This is a genomic window from Flavobacterium salilacus subsp. salilacus, assembly GCF_004634195.1.
Classification (GTDB): Bacteria; Bacteroidota; Bacteroidia; order Flavobacteriales; family Flavobacteriaceae; genus Flavobacterium; species Flavobacterium salilacus.
This window is the reverse complement of sequence record NZ_SKBP01000001.1, coordinates 23,092-42,119: the sequence shown is the minus strand read 5'-3', so window position 1 is coordinate 42,119 and position 19,028 is coordinate 23,092. Positions and strand designations below refer to the sequence as shown.

Genomic DNA, 19,028 nt, shown 5'->3' with positions numbered 1-19,028 from the left:
GTTTCCTTTGGCATACATTTAAGTTTTATTCGGTAACCGGAGTGCCATATAAGTCAAACTCTGTGGCATCGGTAATTTTTATAGTTACAAATTCGCCTGTTTTCAGGTAAGTTGTTGTAGCATCTATTAATACTTCATTATCTACATCAGGGCTGTCAAACTCGGTACGCCCCACAAAATGGTTTCCTTCTTTTCTATCGATAACACAACGAAATGTTTCCCCTATTTTTTCCTGATTCAGCTCCCATGATATCTGCGACTGTATTTCCATAATTTCGTTAGCGCGCTGTTGTTTTACTTCGGCAGGAACATCATCTTCCAGTAAATAAGCATGCGTATTTTCTTCATGCGAATACGTAAAGCACCCCAAACGCTCAAAACGCATTTCCTCTACCCAGTTTTTCAGGGTTTGGAAATCTTCTTCGGTTTCGCCGGGATAGCCCACTATAAGTGTGGTGCGTATTGCCATACCGGGTACGGCTTCTCGGAATTGTTTTAATAATTTGGTCGTTTTTTCCTGAGTTGTACCGCGACGCATTGACTTTAATACATTATCGGCAATGTGCTGTAACGGAATGTCGATATAGTTGCATATTTTCGGTTCACGTTTCATTACTTCCAGTACATCCATCGGGAAACCGGTAGGGAAAGCATAATGCAGGCGTATCCACTCAATTCCTTCTACTTTTACCAAATTTTCAAGCAGTTCGGCAAGGTTACGTTTTTTATAAAGGTCAAGCCCATAGTAGGTAAGGTCTTGTGCTATTAATATTAGTTCTTTAACACCATTACGTGCCAGCCCTTCAGCTTCTTTAACCAGTTTTTCTATAGGTTGCGACACGTGCTTACCACGCATAAGCGGGATGGCACAAAAACTGCATGGGCGGTCGCAGCCTTCGGCAATTTTCAGGTAAGCATAATTTTTTGGAGTAGTGGTAAGGCGTTCGCCCAAAAGCTCATGTTTATAGTCGGCACCAAGAGCTTTAAGTAATAAAGGCAATTCGGTAGTACCGAAATACTGATCTATATTAGGTATTTCTTTCTCTAAATCGGGTTTATAGCGTTCTGATAAGCATCCTGTAACAAATACTTTATCTACCAGTCCTTGGTCTTTTTTGTCAGCATAATTCAATATCATGTTCACCGACTCTTCCTTTGCATTGTCTATAAAACCGCAGGTGTTTATCACAATAATGTTTCCTTCTTCATGTGCAGGAGCTTCGTGGGTAACGTCTTTGCCGCTGGCTTTCAGTTGCCCCATCAGTACTTCGCTGTCATACACGTTTTTGGAACACCCAAGGGTTATTACATTTATCTTATTCTTCTTTAACGATTTGGTTCTCATGTAGTTGAAAATTGGAGTGCAAAATTACGCTTTTTATTGATACTGAGCAGGGTATGAGGGTTAAAATTTAACAGGCTGGTTTTATAAAAAAGCCATTCCCAAATTAGGAATGGCTTTTTTGAAATATATAGTAAGACGAATAAATAATTATAAATCCAGCGTGTAGGATAGTGTTACGTTGTTATTAGTGCTTTTTACTCGGGCAGCATCGGTAAGCCCTGTGCTGAAAAATTGTACGTCCATTTTACGTTGATACCAAGTATAAGCAAGGTCGAGCCTTGAGTTGCCAAAAGCAAAGCCTAAACCACCTGAATATCCTGTAAGGTCGCCTACGGTTGTACCATTTTTATACGGGCTTTCGGAAAAACGATAACCCCCTCTTAAACTGAAATTTTTAATACGATATTCTCCGCCCACGCGCAGTTCGCCGGCCATATCCAGAGTGTTACTCAGCTCGGCATTAACGGCATCGTAGCCATTGGTTACAAACTCGGTATTACCATAATCTTTAATAGAATAATCAACGCTTAATAAACCGTTTTTGCCGAAAACATAAGCAAGACTGCCCGTCCATTTTGAAGGTGTTTTTAATGTGTAATCATCCAATATAAAAGTCAGATAGGGATTAACCACCACATTGCCGTTTTCTGTTCCGTATGATACTATGTTTTGTCGTATCTCATCTTGCAGTCGCAACCATGTGGGCGATTCATAAGCAACGCCGGCTCTTAATTCTTCCGTTATTTTTACAATAGTTCCTAAGTTGAAGGATATTCCGCCACCATAGGTATAACGCTCGTTGTTAAAGCGAATGCCGTTAAGCCCCGAAGGGGTATTGGCGTCTTCATAAAAGTTACTTGTTTTTATATAATCGGTAAAGTGTACGTTAATGTTTGCTCCCACATATATTCGTTTCTTTAATTGCGCACCAAAGTTTAGAGCTACCTTACCATGAAAACCTGTAGTATTAAGTAAGTCTTCCTGATAAAAATTATTAGCATCAGTATCATAGCCCGATACATAGGCAGTATTGTTCGGAGCTTCGCTAACGGGGTCAAATATATAGGCATTATAGCCTAAGAAAGCTTGTTGTTGCGAAAAGTTAAGCTCTTCGATAAAACTGTTTTGAAGTGTACCTAATGATGTACCGTTGGCATAGTTTAGGAAGTAACGATCTACTGAATTGGTAGGGTTTGTACCTCTCGAATAGATATTATTGTCAAAATTGTTGATGTTGTCATAATTAAAGCCCAGCGTAAACTTGTTCATAAAGGCTTCCTCATTTGTATTGTTAAAAACAAAAACAGCCCCCATTTGGTTCAAGTCAAAAGCACTGTCATTTCTCTTGGTTTGCGTGCCAAAGTAGGTAGAGGTATTACCGGTATTGTAGTTGGATAGCGAAAATGTACCCGAGTTGTAGTTAAAAATAGCAGAACCGGCAGGGTTAACCATTATAGCCGAAGGGTCGCCACCCAGTGCGCCAAATGCGCCACCCATAGCACGGAAACGTGCCGAGCCTGTTAAATTATCCATTGCATAACGAACACCGTCTGCTGCCGAATTTAAATCCCGTTGCGCATAGGATGTTACCGCTGCAAGGCTAAATGCAGCCAATAGTATATTTTTCATAACTTTAATTTTTACTTTAAAGCCTTATGTTATTTACAGAAAATAATACATAAGGCTTGAATATTTTTATCCTCTTCCGCCGCGAGATCCACCACCACGAGATCCTCCACCACCTGATGATCTGCCTCCGCCAAAACCTCCTGAGCTTCTGGATGGGCTTACGGTACTGCTTCGGGTGCTCCTTGAGGGAGAGCTGGTTCTTGATGGTGAGTAACTTCTGGTACTGTTATTTCTTGATGAATTGTTAAAGTTGTTATTTCTGCTGCTGTTGTTTCTATTGGTAGAGGTGTTGTAGCGCGATGTACCTTCGGTTCTCCTTACAGTATTGGTACTGGTAGCTCTTCTGGAACTGTTAGCGGTAGCGCTTCTGCGTCCTGAGTTATAGTTTGCACTTCTTCCTGCACGACCGTTGTTATAATAGGCATCTCTTCCGCCTGCATAATAACTTGTCGATCTGGATCTGTTGCCATAGTAATGGTTATTGCCATAATAGTAGTTGTTACCCCATCCGTTATAGTAACCCCAACCACCATAGCCCCATCCGCCATAGTAAGGGTAGTTCCAACTGTTCCATCCAAGACCCCAGCCCCAGCCGGCATTCCAACCCCAATAGTTATTCCAGCCAATGCCCCAGCCGCCGTTCCAACCCCAATAGTTGTTCCATCCGGGACCCCAGCCCCAGTTATTCCAGCCTCCATAGCCGCCGTAAACATTTACAATTACATTGTCGTTTTGCTCGCCCCATCCGGGGTATGCGTTATTGCTGTAGGTAGTATAACTGTCGCCTTCCTGTACTATAGTATCCTGTTCATAGGAGCTGTATTCCTCTACATCAGTAAAAGCTGTTGCGGGATACTGATTTTGAAGCGATTTAAAGTAAGTGGTATAATTCATGTTTTGCCCCGATACATCGCCATCGCGGTATTCGTCAACATTACCATCATTATAAGTATATACAGGCTCATTATTCTCATCATGAGGTACGGAGCCATATATCCCGTCGTTATTATACGTTGAAGTGTTTTGGTAGGAACTGCACGAAGTTATAGCAAGCCCTAATATACTCAGTACGGAATAAAGGGAAATTCGGCGCAGTATGTAGTAATTAGTTTTCATATCTCTGCATTTTTTTATTGTTGGGCTTCGCAAAATAGTTATTTTTGCCAAACGATTTCTACTATTATAAATATAAACAATATTTGTGCCAATCTAAAATAAAATGAGTAAGAACTTAACTAAACGGTCAGAAGATTATTCCAAATGGTATAATGAACTGGTTGTAAAAGCAGACCTTGCTGAAAATTCAGGCGTAAGGGGATGTATGGTAATAAAGCCATACGGCTATGCAATTTGGGAAAAAATGCAGGCAGAATTAGACAGGATGTTTAAAGAAACAGGACATCAAAATGCTTATTTCCCGTTGTTTATACCCAAGTCCTATTTCAGTAAAGAGGCAAGCCACGTAGATGGTTTTGCCAAGGAGTGTGCTGTGGTTACTCATTACAGACTCAGAACGGCTGCAGACGGGAAAACAATAGAAGTAGATCCGGATGCTAAACTGGAGGAGGAGCTTATAGTGCGCCCAACTTCTGAAACTATTATTTGGGATACTTACAGAGGGTGGATACAATCGTATCGCGATTTACCTTTACTTATAAACCAATGGGCTAACGTGGTGCGTTGGGAAATGAGAACAAGATTGTTTTTGCGTACTGCTGAGTTTCTTTGGCAAGAAGGGCATACGGCACACGCCACACAACAGGAAGCTATTGCCGAAGCGGAGCAAATGATGAATGTATATGCTGATTTTGCCGAGAACTTTATGGCAATACCTGTTATTAAAGGAGTTAAAACAGCCAACGAGCGTTTTGCAGGTGCTATAGAAACCTATTGTATAGAAGCGTTAATGCAAGATGGTAAAGCTTTGCAGGCAGGCACATCGCATTTTTTAGGGCAAAATTTTGCAAAAGCATTTGATGTTAAATTTGCCACTAAAGAAGGTGTTCAGGAGTATGTATGGGCTACCTCGTGGGGAGTATCTACACGATTGATGGGAGCTTTGGTTATGACACATTCTGATGATAACGGACTGGTGCTACCGCCCAACCTTGCACCAATACAGGTGGTTATTGTACCTATATACAAAACAGATGAGCAGTCTGAAGCGATATCCGAAGAGGCTAAAACATTGATGGCTAAGTTGAAAAAACTTAATATCTCTGTAAAATATGATGATAGAGATACTCATAAACCGGGCTTTAAGTTTAATGAATATGAGCTTAAAGGCGTGCCGGTACGTATAGCTCTTGGACCTAAGGATTTAGAGAACGGTACTTTTGAAGTTGCCCGCAGAGATACATTAACCAAAGAAGTTGTTGCCAATACAGCTATTGTAGCTTATATACAAGACTTGCTTGAAGAGATACAAACTAACCTGTATGATAAGGCAAAAAGCTACAGAGACTCGCATATAACCGAAGTAAACAGTTTTGACGAGTTTAAAGAGGTATTGGAGGGCAAAGGAGGCTTTATAGCAGCCCACTGGGATGGTACAACAGAAACGGAAGAGAAAATAAAAGAACTTACTAAAGCTACCATAAGATGCATAGCCTTAGATAGAAAAGAAGAGCCAGGAAAGTGCATGTTAACAGGCAGCCCGTCTGTCGGCAGAGTACTGTTTGCAAAGGCATATTAAAAATTTATATTTTTTTTGTTTCGACTATTGCGTAAATAAAAAATAGTTGTATTTTTGCATCCGCATTAGAGAAACAAAATGGCCCGTTCGTCTATCGGTTAGGACGCCAGGTTTTCATCCTGGTAAGGGGGGTTCGATTCCCCCACGGGCTACAAAAAGAAGTTGAAGGATTTTTTTTGAATGATCACCAAGACTTCAGGAACATTTAATGGTCCGTTCGTCTAGGGGTTAGGACGCCAGGTTTTCATCCTGGTAACAGGGGTTCGATTCCCCTACGGACTACAACAAGGAATAATTAAGACATTTAAGATATAAGAAAATGGCAAATCATAAGTCAGCTCTAAAAAGAATAAGAACCAACGAAAAGAAAAGAGTGTTGAACAAATATCAGCACAAAACTACCCGTAATGCTATTAAAGCGATACGTGTGGCTACTGATAAAAATGAAGCTTCGGAGAAACTTTCCGGTGTTATCTCTATGATCGATAAATTGGCGAAGAAAAACATTATTCACGCTAACAAAGCTTCGAACCTTAAATCGAAACTTACTAAGCACGTAGCTGCCCTTTAATAAGCATCTGCGGTTCATAAATATATTGAGCTCCCGTTACGGGAGCTTTTTTTGTTTGCATACTTACTTATTTTTACTGATTTTATACAAGAGATAAAATAAACGAAAGCGTTTTTAAATTAGAATATTTTTATATTTTAGTCCAATAATTTTTACAAATTCAATTATCAGACCTTACTAACACTTGTACTATCAATAATTATTATTTTTATATGCTCAGGATTCTTTTATTTTTAACTTTTGCAGCAATAGTGTGTAGTTTTGGGCTTGCTTTTATAGGGCGTGTTTATTTGGCAGAAACGGTTGTTGTAAGCGCTACTATTGCTTATGCAATACTGATGCTTATTACCGTTTTTAAATCGGAATTCAAGTTCAGGAAACCCTATATATCCGAAATTGTACTTGGCGGGCTTCTGTTAGTAGTTTTTTATGAAGGTTATGCATATGCAAGAGCCCAGCCTATGGTTTATTATTTGTTTTGCGGCTCTTTTATTATCCGTACCCTTGCAGTTAAAGGAGAAGAAGAATTAGCAGGAAGAAGATAGATTACGCTTTTACGTTTTATTTTTCTTTTCAGTCGCTTCCTTTATATCGTCTGCATCGGGCTGCATTACGTTTTCATGATTTTTATTATGCGGTTCATACTGTACTTCGATGAATATCGGAAAATGGTCAGAACCATAGTTATCCAACCTTTTTATAGTATTAAGTTTAAAGTCGGGTGAAATAAAAGCATGATCTAACGGAAAGCGTAAAAACGGGTAGCCTGCATGAAATGAGTTAAAGAATCCTCTGCCACGTCTTGGGTCAAGTAATCCGCTCATTTTTAAAAAAAGGCTTGTGGTATGGCTCCACGCCACGTCATTTAAATCGCCAACTACTATTGCCGGCATATTTTGTTGTTTTACAATATCGCCTATTAATAACAATTCTTTATCCCGCTCTTTAGATCGTTCGTTTTCGGTAGGAGAGGGAGGAGTAGGGTGAACCCCGCAAAGCAGTATTGCTGTACCGCTTTTTAAAATTACTTTGGTATGTATAGAAGGAATATCATCTTCTACCATAAACTTTACTTCGCTGTCCGTTAGTTTTAATTTAGAATACAGGAGCATACCATACGTGTTTTCCTGCGGTACTTTTACATGATAGGGATATTTTTCACTAAGTTCGTCAGTACCTTCTTTCCACAGGTTATTTGTTTCCAGTAAGAGTACTACATCCGGGTTTGCTTTATATATCTCTTTAATACAACCCTGAGTATTAGTATTGTGTTGATATACATTACTAATCATGATACTGATACATTGCTCAGGCTCATTGCTGCCGGATTTAAGCACCTGTTTTTTTCCTAATATTGTAAAAGGAAGTATCAGGTACAGTAAGTAAATTATATTAATGCTTATAAGGGTAATCAGTATCCAATATAATACGCTTTTATCTTTGTAGAAACAGAGTATTAATACGAGACATAGTACTGATAATGTCAGCTTTTGCAAACGCGGATAATCGAAAACACGAAATGTCCAATAATCGTTTCTTATTAAAGATAAAATTGTAAACAGTAATAAAGTTACGGTTAGGACAATAAGAAATGTATTCAAAATTTCTCGTATTAGTTGATGTGCACAAATATAGTACTGCTGTAGTTAATTTATGCTATTTTATTATAACATAACTTAATCGGTTAAATCCTTTTTCTTTCAATATCAAGCGGTAAGCGGGTTAACAACTCATAGTTGAGCTGGTTACTCATTTCTCCAAACGATGCTACGCTGACTTCATGCTCGCCTTGTGTACCTATAAGGAGTACTGTATCTTTAGGCTTTACATTTGGTATATGGGTTACATCTATGGCTATGCAATTCATATTAACCATACCCACTACAGGCGCCCGCTTTCCGTTTATCAGGACAATACCTGTATTGCTCAGGCTTCTGCTAAATCCGTGAGCATAGCCTACGGGAACAATGCCGAGATGCATGGTTTGTTGCGAAAAGAAAGTAGCTCCATAGCCTATATATTCTCCAGGGGGCACCTCTTTAAGACTCATAATACTACTTTCCCAGCTTATTATCCGCTTTAAAGGCGATTGTTCTGCCTTATGTTTATTAAGGTATTCTATTAAAACCTCCGGACCCGACCAAAAACCATATTGCATAATGCCTATACGCAGCATGTCATAATGCATATCGGGCAGGCGCACTGCGGCTGCCGAACAGCAGGTGTGGACAATTTCGGGTAGTATCCCTGCTTCTTTAAATGTTTTTAATGCTTTTTTAAAGATTATTTTTTGTTTTTTGATGCGTACATAGTTAGCAATGCTTTCTGCTCCGGCAAAATGCATACACAATCCTTTAAAGACTAATTTTTCACTATTATTTTTCAAGTGAGCTATTAATTCCGGAATTTCTTCATGTTCAAATCCTGTACGGTACATACCCGTTTCTATTTCTATGTGTATTATCGCTTTTTTATCCAGCTTTTCAGCAGTATGTATGGCGGTTGCCAAACGCTCCATAGTAAAAACATAAAACTCAATATTGTTTTGTATTGCCCATTCTATATCATCGTTATCCAGCGATCCCATTATCATAATAGTACTATCAGGCGAGGCTACTTTATATACCTCATAGGCTTCTCCGGCATTAAAAACAGAAAAGTGGTTAACGCCACAGGCTTCTGCCATAGGCACATAGGTAGTTATGCCGTGTCCGTAGGCATTGCCTTTTACCACAGCACTTATTTGTTTCCCTTTAAAATAACTTCTTAAAAAATCCCAATTTGATTGTAATGCAGTTTGATTAAGTTTTATTACTGATGATGCTTTCATTATTGTTGTGCCTCTTTTTGTATGGTGGTAAACATTGTAATTCCTGTTGCGGTAAGTTCGTCAGGATAATCGTAAGCAGGGTGGTGCAGTGGGAAGCAATCTTCTCCTGAGCCTATGCCGAACATAGCACCGGGATATATATTGGTAAATATGCCAAAATCTTCACCAAACCTGAACCCTTCTGCTATTTCCTGATATTCCAACCCTGCAGCATCGGCAGCTTTATGTATTACACTTACCGCATCAGGATGGTTTTGGTTGGACTCAAAAGGTTCAATCACTTCGAAAGTGACTTCCAGCTCTTCTTTTTCGGCAACTTCCATAGCCATGTTTTTCATCACTTCCATAGCTTTATTAAGCCTTTCATTATTATCAGCACGAACGGTTAAGTGTACAGAGCCTTCGCCTGCTGATATGCCATAGGCTTTTTCACCCATCTCTATGTAAACAGGTGTTACGGTTATGTAGGCAGGTTTGTTTTCAGCATTTAACGATAAAGCATTCAGCATATATTCGCTTATTGCTCCGGCGGGGTTTCTTCCGTTCCAGGGTTCGGCAGCGTGGGACGTATAACCTTTAAAGTAAGCGGCAAGACTGACAACACTTGAGGTGAAACTGCCTGTTTTGCAAATAACTTTATGCTTTTGAAAACCGGGTAAATTGTGCAGGGCAAAAACCATATCGATACTCAGGTTTTCCAATAAACCATCGGCTACTACATTGCGCGCACCCCAACCGTTTTCTTCCGCAGGTTGAAATAATAAATATACATTGCCTTTTTCAGGTCGTTGCATGGCATAGTGCTGAGCCACGCCATACATAATGGTAGTGTGACCGTCATGACCGCATTTGTGCGATACTCCCGCAATGGTAGATTTGTAATTGGTTGTTATGGTTTCCTGTATGGGGAGGGCATCTATATCGGCACGCAGCAATATGTTTTTGCCTTGCTGTTTACCATAAAAACTAACCAATATGCCGGTATTGGCTGTTTTTTCTACTCTGTCAGTATTTAGTTTATCTAACAGCGATAGTATATACTTTTGGGTTTCATATTCGTTTTGCGATACTTCGGGGTGTTGGTGTAAATAGTGCCTCAAGGCGGTAAGTTCCTCCATCTTTATTTTTTAATTTTTATAATAATACGAAAAATGAGATAAGGGAGGAAATTAAATAAGAAATCTTTAAGTTTTCTCGCGCATTTTAACTTTATAATGGTTTATTTTTAAAGATAAGTTCGAAATTTTATCGGCTTAGCTTCGATAAAGAAAAGCTGCTTCAGACTCATTTTTAGTCATTACCGATTAAAGCAATTTTTCTGCCCACAGGTCTGAAAAACCACGATAGTAAGGTAAGTATTAATAATAGTGCAGGACCAAACAGTTCGACAGTTTCGCTTCCGCTCATGATATGAGAATACACAGCACCCAGCATAGCAAAGAAAAAGCCTGCATAAGCCCACTCCTTTATTAGGGGCAGTTTGGGAATAAGGATTATTACAACTCCTGTAATTTTTAAGACTCCCAGCAGCAATAATAAATAATCAGGATAGCCTAACTTTTCAAAGCCCTCTGCCTCTTCCTCCATTTTTATCAGTTGCACTATTCCTGTTGATATCATGCCCAAAGCAAGCCAGATGGTGGCAACCCAGTAGATGATTTTACTTCTATTTTTCATACCTCAGTTATTTTAATTTCTGTACTATATCCTGCAGCCTGTTATGAGCTATATTTATACCTTGTGCAAAAGGTAATTGCAGTATCTGGTTTCTTAGTGCAACCGATTTGTATAGTATGTGGATATTGATTTTGCTGGTATTTTCAGAAAGTGATTCAAATTCTAAAAATTCGAGTTGGGTAGCAAACGGAGTATTTTCCATTTCGAATGTGCGGATAATTTTTTGATTAGGGCTGAATTCATGTATTGTGCCATTAGCCCTGAACACTACATTCCCCTGAGCATCTGCGGTTTCAAACCGGTAGCCGCCATGGTTTTTATTTTCCAGTTTCAATACCTTAGTGCCCATCCATTGGGCAATAATTTCGGCATCTGTATAAGCCTTAAAAAGTAGTTCTAACGGTAAGTCGAATACTCTTGTTATTGTCAATTCCTGTTTGCCGTCTTCGGCGTGTACTGTTGTTTTTTGCGACATAATTGATTTATTTTTTTGGTTTATAGTTTTTCATGATATCCTCAAGTTTATTAAACCTGTCATCCCACATTTTACGGAAGGGTTCAATAAATTCGGCTATTTCTTTCATTTTCTTAGGATTGAGATGATAATGTATCTCTCTTCCGTTTTGTTCCTGCCTCAGCAACTCACATTCGGTAAGTATCTGGAGGTGTTTTGATACTGTGGGGCGTGCCGTATCAAAGTTTGAGGCAATAGCTCCGGCAGTCATAGACTGTGATGAGACCAGCAGGAGTATAGCCCGTCTGGTAGGGTCGGCTATCGCCTGAAAAACATCGCGTCTTAAATTCATCGTGTAGTTATTTAACTACGCAAATATATATGTAGTTACTTAACTACGCAAATTTTTCTGAATTTTTAATGAAAACTATTTTAAGAAGAAGTGATAACTGTGCCGGTTATCTTTTTTGCTTAGCGCTTAATATAACCTGATATATGTATAACGGAACCGCCCATCCCATCCAGAATAGGGAAGGGGATATATCTTCAAAGCTGCCTAAATCTTGTATAAATTTAAGCTTTAACGATAATCCCGAAATAATAAAAGCCAGCGTTACAATATAACTCCTTACCATCCACTCTTCATGAAGTTTAAATTTCTTTTTAATGGCGGCATAGTAGGCAATAAAAGCAGCACTTATCCATACACTAACCCATATTTGCAGGGAAAAAGCATAGGTCCGGTTAACCTCATAGGCTGTGGTAAAAGCTAATATTACTGCACAGGTACTGCTTACTAAAATGGCTAACAGATATAGAAAACCTATAATCCGATGTAACTTCCAACTGTAGTTTCTCAGCTTACGCCAAAACTGGACAAGTCCTAACACAAGCGCGCCTCCTCCTGCTGTAATATGAGCTATTAAAAACCATTTGAGGTTAAAGTATTTCCCCAGCGCCTCGGGCGTTAGTTTTAAAAAATGGTCTGCCCCATGCATAAATAACCAGGTAAGGAATAGTATTGTTATCCATATAAGTACAGGTACAATATCTGTTTTGTCTAATTTGAGTTTATTACTGTTTGTATTATTTTTCATAATTACTGTGAATTTTAGGTTTAAGAATCATAAATAAGCACAGCAAAATTCTTAACAATAAGAACTTTAAACAATAACCGAAAAAAGATTCGGTATGTAATGTATTGGTTGTAATACGTTTATTTGATTATTTTGTAGATAATAAATAGAGGTAGTTATGTATGCAAAAAAGATAGAGGAAGATTTGGATTGCGGCATCCGTGTTGCTTTTAAAATATTTGGAGGTAAGTGGAAGCTGTGCATTATTGACGCTATAAACAAAGGAATAACCCGCCCCATAGATATCCAGAAAGAAATAAGGATTGCTTCGCAGCGTGTTATAGAAATGCAGCTTGCGGAGTTGCTATCCTATGGTGTTGTAGAGAAATGCTCGGAAGATGTATATCCCAAAAAATCAGAGTATGAACTTACGGAAATGGGAAAAACAATACTCCCTGTATTAAAACAGATAGACAATTGGGGTACAGCCAATTCAGCATTTGTAAAATTAAGGCAATATGAGTTGGAGAGGGCGGGAGAGGATTGATACGGCTCGGGTGCATAATGAAAAAAAAACGGGACACATCAGATGTTTTCGATGTGTCCCGAAGTGACCACGATGGGATTCGAACCCATACGCCTTGCAGCACCACCCCCTCAAGATGGCGAGTCTACCAGTTTCTCCACGTGGCCGTATTAATTTAAATAAAAAAAGTTAAGCAGGCGTATTGACAGCTTAACTTTTTTGTGACCCGACTGGGGCTCGAACCCAGGACCCCAACATTAAAAGTGTTGTGCTCTACCAACTGAGCTATCGAGTCATGGCATTAGGAAAATCAAGGTCTTATAGTGACCCGACTGGGGCTCGAACCCAGGACCCCAACATTAAAAGTGTTGTGCTCTACCAACTGAGCTATCGAGTCATTTATCATTCCCTGAATGCGGGTGCAAATATACGGATGTATTATTTATTATTCAAAGCCATTTTGTTATAAATTTGAGTTTTTTTTGACTAAAATTGTTTAAGGACTTAATATATAGCAGCTTATTATATGAAAAAAATTATTTTGTGCGGGTATATGGCTTCCGGTAAGACCACAATAGCACGTTTATTGGCTCAGGCTTTGGGGTTTAATTATATAGATCTTGACGAAATAATTGTACTACAAACCGGAAAAACGATACAGGAGCTCTTTGCAGAAGGGGGAGAAATACAGTTTCGAAAAAAAGAGCATGTAGTATTACAAGAAATTGTAAATAATAATGAAGCTTTTGTATTAAGCCTTGGTGGTGGCACACCTTGTTACGCTAATAATCATGAATTTTTACAGAGGGACGATGTAATCTCTGTATATTTAAAAGCCTCAATACCTGAGATTATAAGTCGATTGGCAAATGATGTTACACCACGCCCTATGCTTAACAACCTGAAAGGGGAAGAGCTTAAAGAGTTTATAGGTCAGCATCTTTTTGAGCGAAGCTATTACTATATGCAGGCAAAACATAAAGTGATTACAGACGGCAAAACGACCGAAAATATAGTTAATGAAATAATGAGCCTGTTTTAACTGAGGCAGGCATAGGCCTCATCATCGGTAAATACCACTTTGATATGTTCTTGCAGTGAGGTAGATAATGACAACCCTTTAAAATCTGCTTTTACAGGATATTGCTTATGATTACGATCTACCAAAACGGCTGTTTTAAACTTTTTAAGCGGTACATCAAGAAAGTGTTTTACACCATATATAAGCGTAGTACCGGAGTTGAGTACATCATCTACCAAAACAAGTGCTTTGTTAGTATATTCTTCCTGTGTTAATGATGTGTGTACATCATCAAGCGGTTGCTGTTTGTTTATTTTTACTTCACACAAAATTATTTTCAGGTCTGATATTTTTTCCAGCACGGCTGCCAACCTTTGTGCAAAAATATAGCCGTTACTGGCTATGCCCGCCAATACTACCTCTTTTTCATCAGCAAAGGTTTCGTATATCTGGTATGCCATACGGGTTGTTTTGTGCTCTATTTCCTGTTGTGTAAGTATGATATGGCTCATTATATAGTAATGTTATTTTTTCTCAAAGATAAAAAAGAGTTCTTTACCTTCTCTTTGATTAATAGAATTATGCGCTGTTTCCATTATATGGATAGTAAACAAATCTTCAAAAATAGCCCTATACTCCTCGGCGCTACCACCAAATGGAGGGCCTTTTTCTGTAAGCGGAAACCGGAAGAATAATCCCGCCAGCTTTCCGTTGGGTGCTAAAAGGTTGTGCATTTTTTCAGCATATTGCTTTCTTAAAGAAGGGTCGAGAGCGCAAAAGAAAGTTTGCTCCACAATCAAATCATATTGACCTTCGTGTGTAAAGAAGTCATCGAGAATGAAGTGCCCGTTATCTAATTCAGGCAATCTTTTCCGTACATTCTCTAACGGAGTTGGTGCTATATCCAACACATAACTATTATTGAATCTTTCTTGAATTAAATATTCAAACTCATGACCGTTACCGGCTCCGGGTACGAGTATTTTTAACGATTTATCAGTAAGCTGGTCAATATATTCCTTTATAGGAGGTGTAATTTCGCCCATATCCCAAGGTACTGAGTCGCTTACATAACGATTTTCCCAGTAGTTTCTATCAAATGTTGTCATCAAAATCAAAGTCTAAAGTGTCATCAGAATAATCATCAATATCCCTGCGGTCTTTTTTAGTAGGTCTGCCACTTCCTTTTGCCCTGTAATGCTCTTTAGAGAGTTTAAGCAGTTCCAGATGTTCAAAGGCTTCTGCAGGGGTTTCATCTTTACGGTAAATATCTACTAGTTTAGGTCCCACACGGTTGGCGGGGATATCTATTACTGTAAGTTTATAATTAATCTGGTCACGCCGAACCGTTATTTTATCGGTAGGGAAAACCTCTCGCGAGGGCTTTACCTGCTGCCCGTTTACAGCTATGTGCCCCTTCTTGCAGGCTTCGGTTGCTATATTGCGTGTTTTATAGTAGCGCACACACCATAAATATTTGTCAATCCTCATACTAATTCTTAAAAATCGTTGTTATAGCTGTACAAAAATAAAGGAAAATTGTATCTTGCGCCATTAAAATAAAAATTAAAATGAATAGATTTTTAAAGGTTTTCAGCCTGCTTTTACTGATTACATTTTTCAATGCTTGTAAAAAGGATGACGGAGCATCGATAGCACCGCCAAGACCCTATGATGAGCAATATGCAGTAGAGAAACCTGAAATAGAAAACTACCTGAAAACCCATTATATTGCAAGTGTTGACGAAGATTTTAATATAGACTTGCAGGAAATACCTGCGGATGGCGATCAAGTTTCGATTTGGGATCAGACCGAATACCCGTTGCAGAGCAAAGCAGTAACGCTTGATAATGTTCCGTTTACATTATATTATTTGGTATTGCAGCAAGGAGTAGGCGAGTCGCCAACAAGAGCCGACAGGGTACGTACAGCATATAGGGGTACTACACTTGACGGAACACAGTTTGACTATAACCCCTATCCGGAAACGTATCCATCGCTTGCTGAAACCATATTGGGATGGCAGGAAATTATACCGTTGTTCAATACAGGTACTTATGTGGATATACCGAATAGTCCTGACCCCGCTTATTTTGAAGACTATGGAGCAGGAGTAATGTTTTTGCCATCGGCATACGGTTACTATGAGCGCGCTCAGATAAACATACCCGCATACAGCCCGCTTATTTTTAGCTTTAAGCTGTATGATTTGCAATATGTAGATAGCGATGGCGACGGCATACTGAATAAAGACGAAACAGAAAACGGTATTGATATAAACGATTATGATACAGATGGTGACGAAACGCCAAATTATCTTGATATTGATGATGATGGCGATGGCTATTCTACCCGTTTGGAAATAACTATACCGGGAACTAACGATATTTATGATTTTGAAGATATACCTGCCTGTAATGGTGGTACGATTAAAAAACACTTAGATGCTTCTTGTTTTTAAAGCAATTAGAATCCTAAATAAAAAGCCTGTTCATACATGAACAGGTTTTTTTTATTACCATAAACGATCGTTCAAAATTTCATTTTCATTTAAATCATTTCTGTAATTACCAATTCTGATTTTTGAAACAATACTATCTTTAATTTTGAAAAAGGCTATGCGCTCATTTCTTCTATAAACAAGAGTGCTGTCTACTCTTATAAAGTCATTACCAAATTTCTCTATTACATCCTGATATTTCATACCTACTTTTACAGAACCGTTATAGAGACTTAAACTTTCATTATACAAGTAAATGTCCATAAAATCTTCTACACCCACACCATAATATTGCGGATTAATACTGTCATATACCACTAATCTTCCTGCTATTTCATTATCTATTTCTGAATTATATTTTATAAGTAAATAATGCACAAAAAACTTATTCTTCTTATTTGCAGGATAAATTTGTGTTGCTGCTTTGGGTATAAAACCGCTGGTGAAATCATCAATTTGAGAGAGCACCTCTTTAACATCAATATCTTCATCAAGTAATGATGTTTTTATTTCATCAGAGATAGTATCTTCTTTGATAAGAATTTGTTCTTCTTGTTTTTTAAGAGGCTTTTGCACCACTTCTTTTTTGCAGGAGCAAATAAGCAACAATATAGTCATAACAAGTGATATTATTCTTCTCATAGTGAAATAAGCAGGATGAAAATAAAAAATCCCAACCTTATCGATTGGGATTTTAAATATAGTAAATAAAACAATTACTTTCTTTTTATCACTTTTTCGGCAGCAGCAATAATAGCATCGCTGTTCAAGCCATACTTATCCATAAGCTGGGCAGGCGTTCCGCTTTCGCCAAAACTATCCTGTACAGCAACAAACTCTTGTGGAGCAGGATGGTTAAGTGATAGCGTACGTGCTACGCTTTCGCCAAGACCGCCTAATATATTGTGTTCTTCGGCAGTAACAATACAACCTGTTTTACCAACAGATTTTAATATCATTTCCTCATCAAGCGGTTTGATGGTGTGTATATCGATAACTTCGGCAGAGATACCTTTAGCTTCCAGCGCCTCGGCAGCAACAAGTGCTTCCCATACTAAGTGACCTGTAGCAACTATAGTAACATCAGTGCCCTCATTAAGCAGTACGCCTTTACCAATTTTAAACTCGCCGTTTTCAGGCGTAAAGTTAGGTACAGACGGGCGACCGAAACGCAGGTAAACAGGACCATGATGTTCTGCTATGGCTATGGTCGCCGCTTTGGTTTGGTTATAATCACACGTATTAATAACCGTCATACCCGGAAGCATTTTCATCAAGCCGATGTCTTCCAGTATTTGGTGGGTAGCGCCATCTTCACCCAGCGTAAGCCCGGCATGTGAAGCGCATATTTTTACATTTTTATCACTATAAGCAACCGACTGGCGTATTTGGTCGTAAACCCTACCGGTAGAGAAGTTGGCAAAAGTACCTGTAAACGGTATTTTTCCGCCAATAGTCATACCCGCAGCCATACCTATCATATTGGCTTCGGCAATACCTACCTGAAAGAAACGCTCAGGATGATTTTTTTTAAAATCATCCATTTTAAGCGACCCGATAAGGTCGGCACAAAGTGCCACTACATTTTCGTTAGTCTTACCCAGTTCGGTAAGCCCTGCTCCAAAACCGGAGCGTGTATCTTTATTTCCTGTATTTGTGTATTTCTTCATTTTAGCCCCCTATCTCCCGAAGGGAGAATTCCTGTTAGGGGTAAACAGGATTTTTATCGTTGCAAGTTTAGGTAATAACCCCCTTTGGGGGTATAGGGGCTTAATAGTCCCCTAAAGTTTCTGCATTTTGTGCCAGTGCATTTTCAAGCTGCTCATCGTTAGGAGCTTTACCGTGCCATGCGTGGGTATGCATCATATAATCTACTCCGTTACCCATTTCGGTATGCAGCAGTACACAAACGGGCTTGCCTTTTCCTGTTTTAGCTTTAGCTTCGGTCATACCGGCAATGATAGCTTCAAGGTTGTTACCTTCTTTAATTTCCAGCACATCCCATCCAAAGGCTTCGAACTTGGCTTTCAGGCTACCCATAGGTAATACATCATCTGTTGCTCCGTCAATCTGTTTGCCGTTAAGGTCTATCGTAGCAATAATATTATCTACTTTATAGGCAGCAGCATACATTATAGCTTCCCAGTTTTGCCCTTCCTGTAGTTCGCCATCGCCGTGCAGGCTGTATATCAGGTGATTATCACCATTAAGTTTTTTGGTTTGTGCAGCACCCAGTGCCACGCTCATGCCTTGCCCCAATGAGCCTGATGCAATACGCACACCCGGTAACCCCTCGTGAGTAGTAGGGTGACCTTGCAGTCTTGAGTTGATATGGCGGAAAGTAGCCAGTTCGCTTACAGGGAAGTATCCGCTGCGCGCCAGTACGCTATAGAATACAGGAGAGATATGCCCGTTAGAAAGGAAGAAAATATCTTCATTTATACCGTCCATATCAAAACCTTCCTTGCGCTCCATTAGGTTTTGGTAGAGTGCCACCATAAATTCGGTACAGCCTAGTGAGCCACCCGGGTGACCCGAGTTTACGGCGTGCACCATACGAAGAATATCTCTCCTTACCTGTGTAGTTAAATCGTTAAGTTGTTGTGTATTAGGTTTCATTTGTAGAAATTAGTTAAACAGGTGCAAAAGTACTTCTAATTTTTATGTGGGGCAAGTTTAAATCGAATAAGTGTAATTCTATCT

At 39.1% G+C, this 19,028-nt stretch carries 22 protein-coding genes and 5 tRNA genes; 8 read left to right on the top strand and 19 right to left on the bottom strand.

What is annotated here, in order from left to right; all coding sequences use genetic code 11:
* Window positions 1-25: 25 nt before the first annotated feature.
* The 3 genes from rimO to E0W68_RS00225 form a co-directional block, all read right to left on the bottom strand.
* Window positions 26-1,345 carry a 30S ribosomal protein S12 methylthiotransferase RimO gene (gene rimO / locus E0W68_RS00235; protein ID WP_135217407.1) on the bottom strand — a complete coding sequence of 440 codons (1,320 nt, stop codon included), beginning with the start codon at window positions 1,343-1,345 and terminating at the stop codon, window positions 26-28.
* A 147-nt stretch (window positions 1,346-1,492) separates the two neighbouring features.
* A complete protein-coding gene (locus E0W68_RS00230) occupies window positions 1,493-2,974 on the bottom strand; it encodes an OmpP1/FadL family transporter (RefSeq protein ID WP_225990319.1) in 1,482 nt (493 codons plus the stop codon).
* Window positions 2,975-3,040: 66 nt separating this feature from the next.
* Entirely contained in the window at window positions 3,041-4,090 is a 1,050-nt protein-coding gene (locus tag E0W68_RS00225; RefSeq protein ID WP_135217406.1) for a hypothetical protein, read from the bottom strand.
* A gap of 103 nt (window positions 4,091-4,193) precedes the next feature.
* Between E0W68_RS00225 and proS the strand changes: the two genes are divergently transcribed.
* From proS to E0W68_RS00200, 5 genes are all read left to right on the top strand, one after another.
* Window positions 4,194-5,669 carry a proline--tRNA ligase gene (gene proS, locus E0W68_RS00220; RefSeq protein ID WP_135217405.1) on the top strand — a complete coding sequence of 492 codons (1,476 nt, stop codon included), beginning with the start codon at window positions 4,194-4,196 and terminating at the stop codon, window positions 5,667-5,669.
* Between the two features lie 80 nt (window positions 5,670-5,749).
* Window positions 5,750-5,821, top strand: a tRNA-Glu gene (locus tag E0W68_RS00215).
* Between the two features lie 58 nt (window positions 5,822-5,879).
* Window positions 5,880-5,951 (top strand) — tRNA-Glu (locus E0W68_RS00210).
* Between the two features lie 37 nt (window positions 5,952-5,988).
* Window positions 5,989-6,240 (top strand): 30S ribosomal protein S20, encoded by a 252-nt coding sequence (rpsT, locus tag E0W68_RS00205; RefSeq protein ID WP_135217404.1) that lies wholly within the window; start codon window positions 5,989-5,991, stop codon window positions 6,238-6,240.
* Between the two features lie 212 nt (window positions 6,241-6,452).
* Window positions 6,453-6,785, top strand: coding sequence for a hypothetical protein (locus E0W68_RS00200; RefSeq protein WP_135217403.1), 333 nt, complete (start codon window positions 6,453-6,455; stop codon window positions 6,783-6,785).
* A gap of 9 nt (window positions 6,786-6,794) precedes the next feature.
* Here E0W68_RS00200 and E0W68_RS00195 read toward each other — a convergent pair whose 3' ends face one another.
* From E0W68_RS00195 to E0W68_RS00165, 7 genes are all read right to left on the bottom strand, one after another.
* Window positions 6,795-7,577 carry an endonuclease/exonuclease/phosphatase family protein gene (locus E0W68_RS00195; protein ID WP_205435303.1) on the bottom strand — a complete coding sequence of 261 codons (783 nt, stop codon included), beginning with the start codon at window positions 7,575-7,577 and terminating at the stop codon, window positions 6,795-6,797.
* Window positions 7,578-7,924: 347 nt separating this feature from the next.
* Window positions 7,925-9,070, bottom strand: coding sequence for an alanine racemase (gene alr / locus E0W68_RS00190; protein WP_135217401.1), 1,146 nt, complete (start codon window positions 9,068-9,070; stop codon window positions 7,925-7,927).
* Entirely contained in the window at window positions 9,070-10,188 is a 1,119-nt protein-coding gene (locus tag E0W68_RS00185; RefSeq protein ID WP_135217400.1) for a M20 metallopeptidase family protein, read from the bottom strand. Before E0W68_RS00185 ends, alr begins: the two co-directional genes overlap by 1 nt.
* A 172-nt stretch (window positions 10,189-10,360) precedes the next feature.
* Window positions 10,361-10,747, bottom strand: a complete 387-nt coding sequence (locus E0W68_RS00180) for a DoxX family protein (RefSeq protein WP_135217399.1) — start codon at window positions 10,745-10,747, stop codon at window positions 10,361-10,363.
* 7 nt (window positions 10,748-10,754) lie between these two features.
* Window positions 10,755-11,222, bottom strand: a complete 468-nt coding sequence (locus E0W68_RS00175) for an SRPBCC family protein (protein ID WP_135217398.1) — start codon at window positions 11,220-11,222, stop codon at window positions 10,755-10,757.
* A 7-nt stretch (window positions 11,223-11,229) separates the two neighbouring features.
* Complete coding sequence (locus tag E0W68_RS00170; RefSeq protein ID WP_135217397.1) at window positions 11,230-11,553, bottom strand: ArsR/SmtB family transcription factor; 324 nt, start codon at window positions 11,551-11,553, stop codon at window positions 11,230-11,232.
* 106 nt (window positions 11,554-11,659) lie between these two features.
* Complete coding sequence (locus E0W68_RS00165) at window positions 11,660-12,298, bottom strand: DUF2306 domain-containing protein (protein ID WP_135217396.1); 639 nt, start codon at window positions 12,296-12,298, stop codon at window positions 11,660-11,662.
* A 157-nt stretch (window positions 12,299-12,455) separates the two neighbouring features.
* On the opposite strand from E0W68_RS00165, the gene E0W68_RS00160 reads away from it, so the two are divergent.
* Window positions 12,456-12,824, top strand: coding sequence for a winged helix-turn-helix transcriptional regulator (locus tag E0W68_RS00160; protein ID WP_135217395.1), 369 nt, complete (start codon window positions 12,456-12,458; stop codon window positions 12,822-12,824).
* 64 nt (window positions 12,825-12,888) lie between these two features.
* Here E0W68_RS00160 and E0W68_RS00155 read toward each other — a convergent pair.
* From E0W68_RS00155 to E0W68_RS00145, 3 genes are all read right to left on the bottom strand, one after another.
* Window positions 12,889-12,970: transfer RNA gene (locus E0W68_RS00155), tRNA-Leu, on the bottom strand.
* Between the two features lie 55 nt (window positions 12,971-13,025).
* Window positions 13,026-13,098, bottom strand: a tRNA-Lys gene (locus E0W68_RS00150).
* Window positions 13,099-13,127: 29 nt separating this feature from the next.
* Window positions 13,128-13,200 (bottom strand) — tRNA-Lys (locus tag E0W68_RS00145).
* 129 nt (window positions 13,201-13,329) lie between these two features.
* Between E0W68_RS00145 and E0W68_RS00140 the strand changes: the two genes are divergently transcribed.
* On the top strand, window positions 13,330-13,845 hold the full coding sequence (locus E0W68_RS00140) for a shikimate kinase (protein ID WP_135217394.1): 516 nt from the start codon (window positions 13,330-13,332) through the stop codon (window positions 13,843-13,845).
* Here E0W68_RS00140 and E0W68_RS00135 read toward each other — a convergent pair.
* Genes E0W68_RS00135 through E0W68_RS00125 form a run of 3 tightly spaced genes read right to left on the bottom strand, consistent with a single transcriptional unit; the run spans window position 13,842 to window position 15,315 of the window.
* Window positions 13,842-14,339 carry a phosphoribosyltransferase family protein gene (locus tag E0W68_RS00135; RefSeq protein WP_135217393.1) on the bottom strand — a complete coding sequence of 166 codons (498 nt, stop codon included), beginning with the start codon at window positions 14,337-14,339 and terminating at the stop codon, window positions 13,842-13,844. The two genes, E0W68_RS00140 and E0W68_RS00135, sit on opposite strands and share 4 nt — an antisense overlap.
* 9 nt (window positions 14,340-14,348) lie before the next feature.
* Window positions 14,349-14,933, bottom strand: a complete 585-nt coding sequence (locus E0W68_RS00130) for a methyltransferase (protein ID WP_135217392.1) — start codon at window positions 14,931-14,933, stop codon at window positions 14,349-14,351.
* Window positions 14,920-15,315, bottom strand: coding sequence for an RNA-binding S4 domain-containing protein (locus E0W68_RS00125; protein ID WP_135217391.1), 396 nt, complete (start codon window positions 15,313-15,315; stop codon window positions 14,920-14,922). Before E0W68_RS00125 ends, E0W68_RS00130 begins: the two co-directional genes overlap by 14 nt.
* A gap of 80 nt (window positions 15,316-15,395) precedes the next feature.
* Between E0W68_RS00125 and E0W68_RS00120 the strand changes: the two genes are divergently transcribed.
* Window positions 15,396-16,286 carry an FKBP-type peptidyl-prolyl cis-trans isomerase gene (locus tag E0W68_RS00120; RefSeq protein ID WP_135217390.1) on the top strand — a complete coding sequence of 297 codons (891 nt, stop codon included), beginning with the start codon at window positions 15,396-15,398 and terminating at the stop codon, window positions 16,284-16,286.
* A 54-nt stretch (window positions 16,287-16,340) separates the two neighbouring features.
* Here E0W68_RS00120 and E0W68_RS00115 read toward each other — a convergent pair whose 3' ends face one another.
* The 3 genes from E0W68_RS00115 to E0W68_RS00105 all read right to left on the bottom strand — a co-directional run bounded on the left by E0W68_RS00115 (window position 16,341) and on the right by E0W68_RS00105 (window position 18,944).
* The gene (locus tag E0W68_RS00115; protein ID WP_135217389.1) at window positions 16,341-16,967 is read right to left on the bottom strand and encodes a hypothetical protein; all 627 of its coding nucleotides are present in this window, start codon (window positions 16,965-16,967) and stop codon (window positions 16,341-16,343) included.
* A 74-nt stretch (window positions 16,968-17,041) separates the two neighbouring features.
* On the bottom strand, window positions 17,042-17,995 hold the full coding sequence (locus E0W68_RS00110) for a transketolase family protein (protein ID WP_135217388.1): 954 nt from the start codon (window positions 17,993-17,995) through the stop codon (window positions 17,042-17,044).
* Window positions 17,996-18,095: 100 nt separating this feature from the next.
* Window positions 18,096-18,944: a transketolase gene (locus E0W68_RS00105; RefSeq protein ID WP_135217387.1), complete on the bottom strand. Its 849-nt coding sequence runs from the start codon at window positions 18,942-18,944 to the stop codon at window positions 18,096-18,098.
* Between the last annotated feature and the right edge of the window lie 84 nt (window positions 18,945-19,028).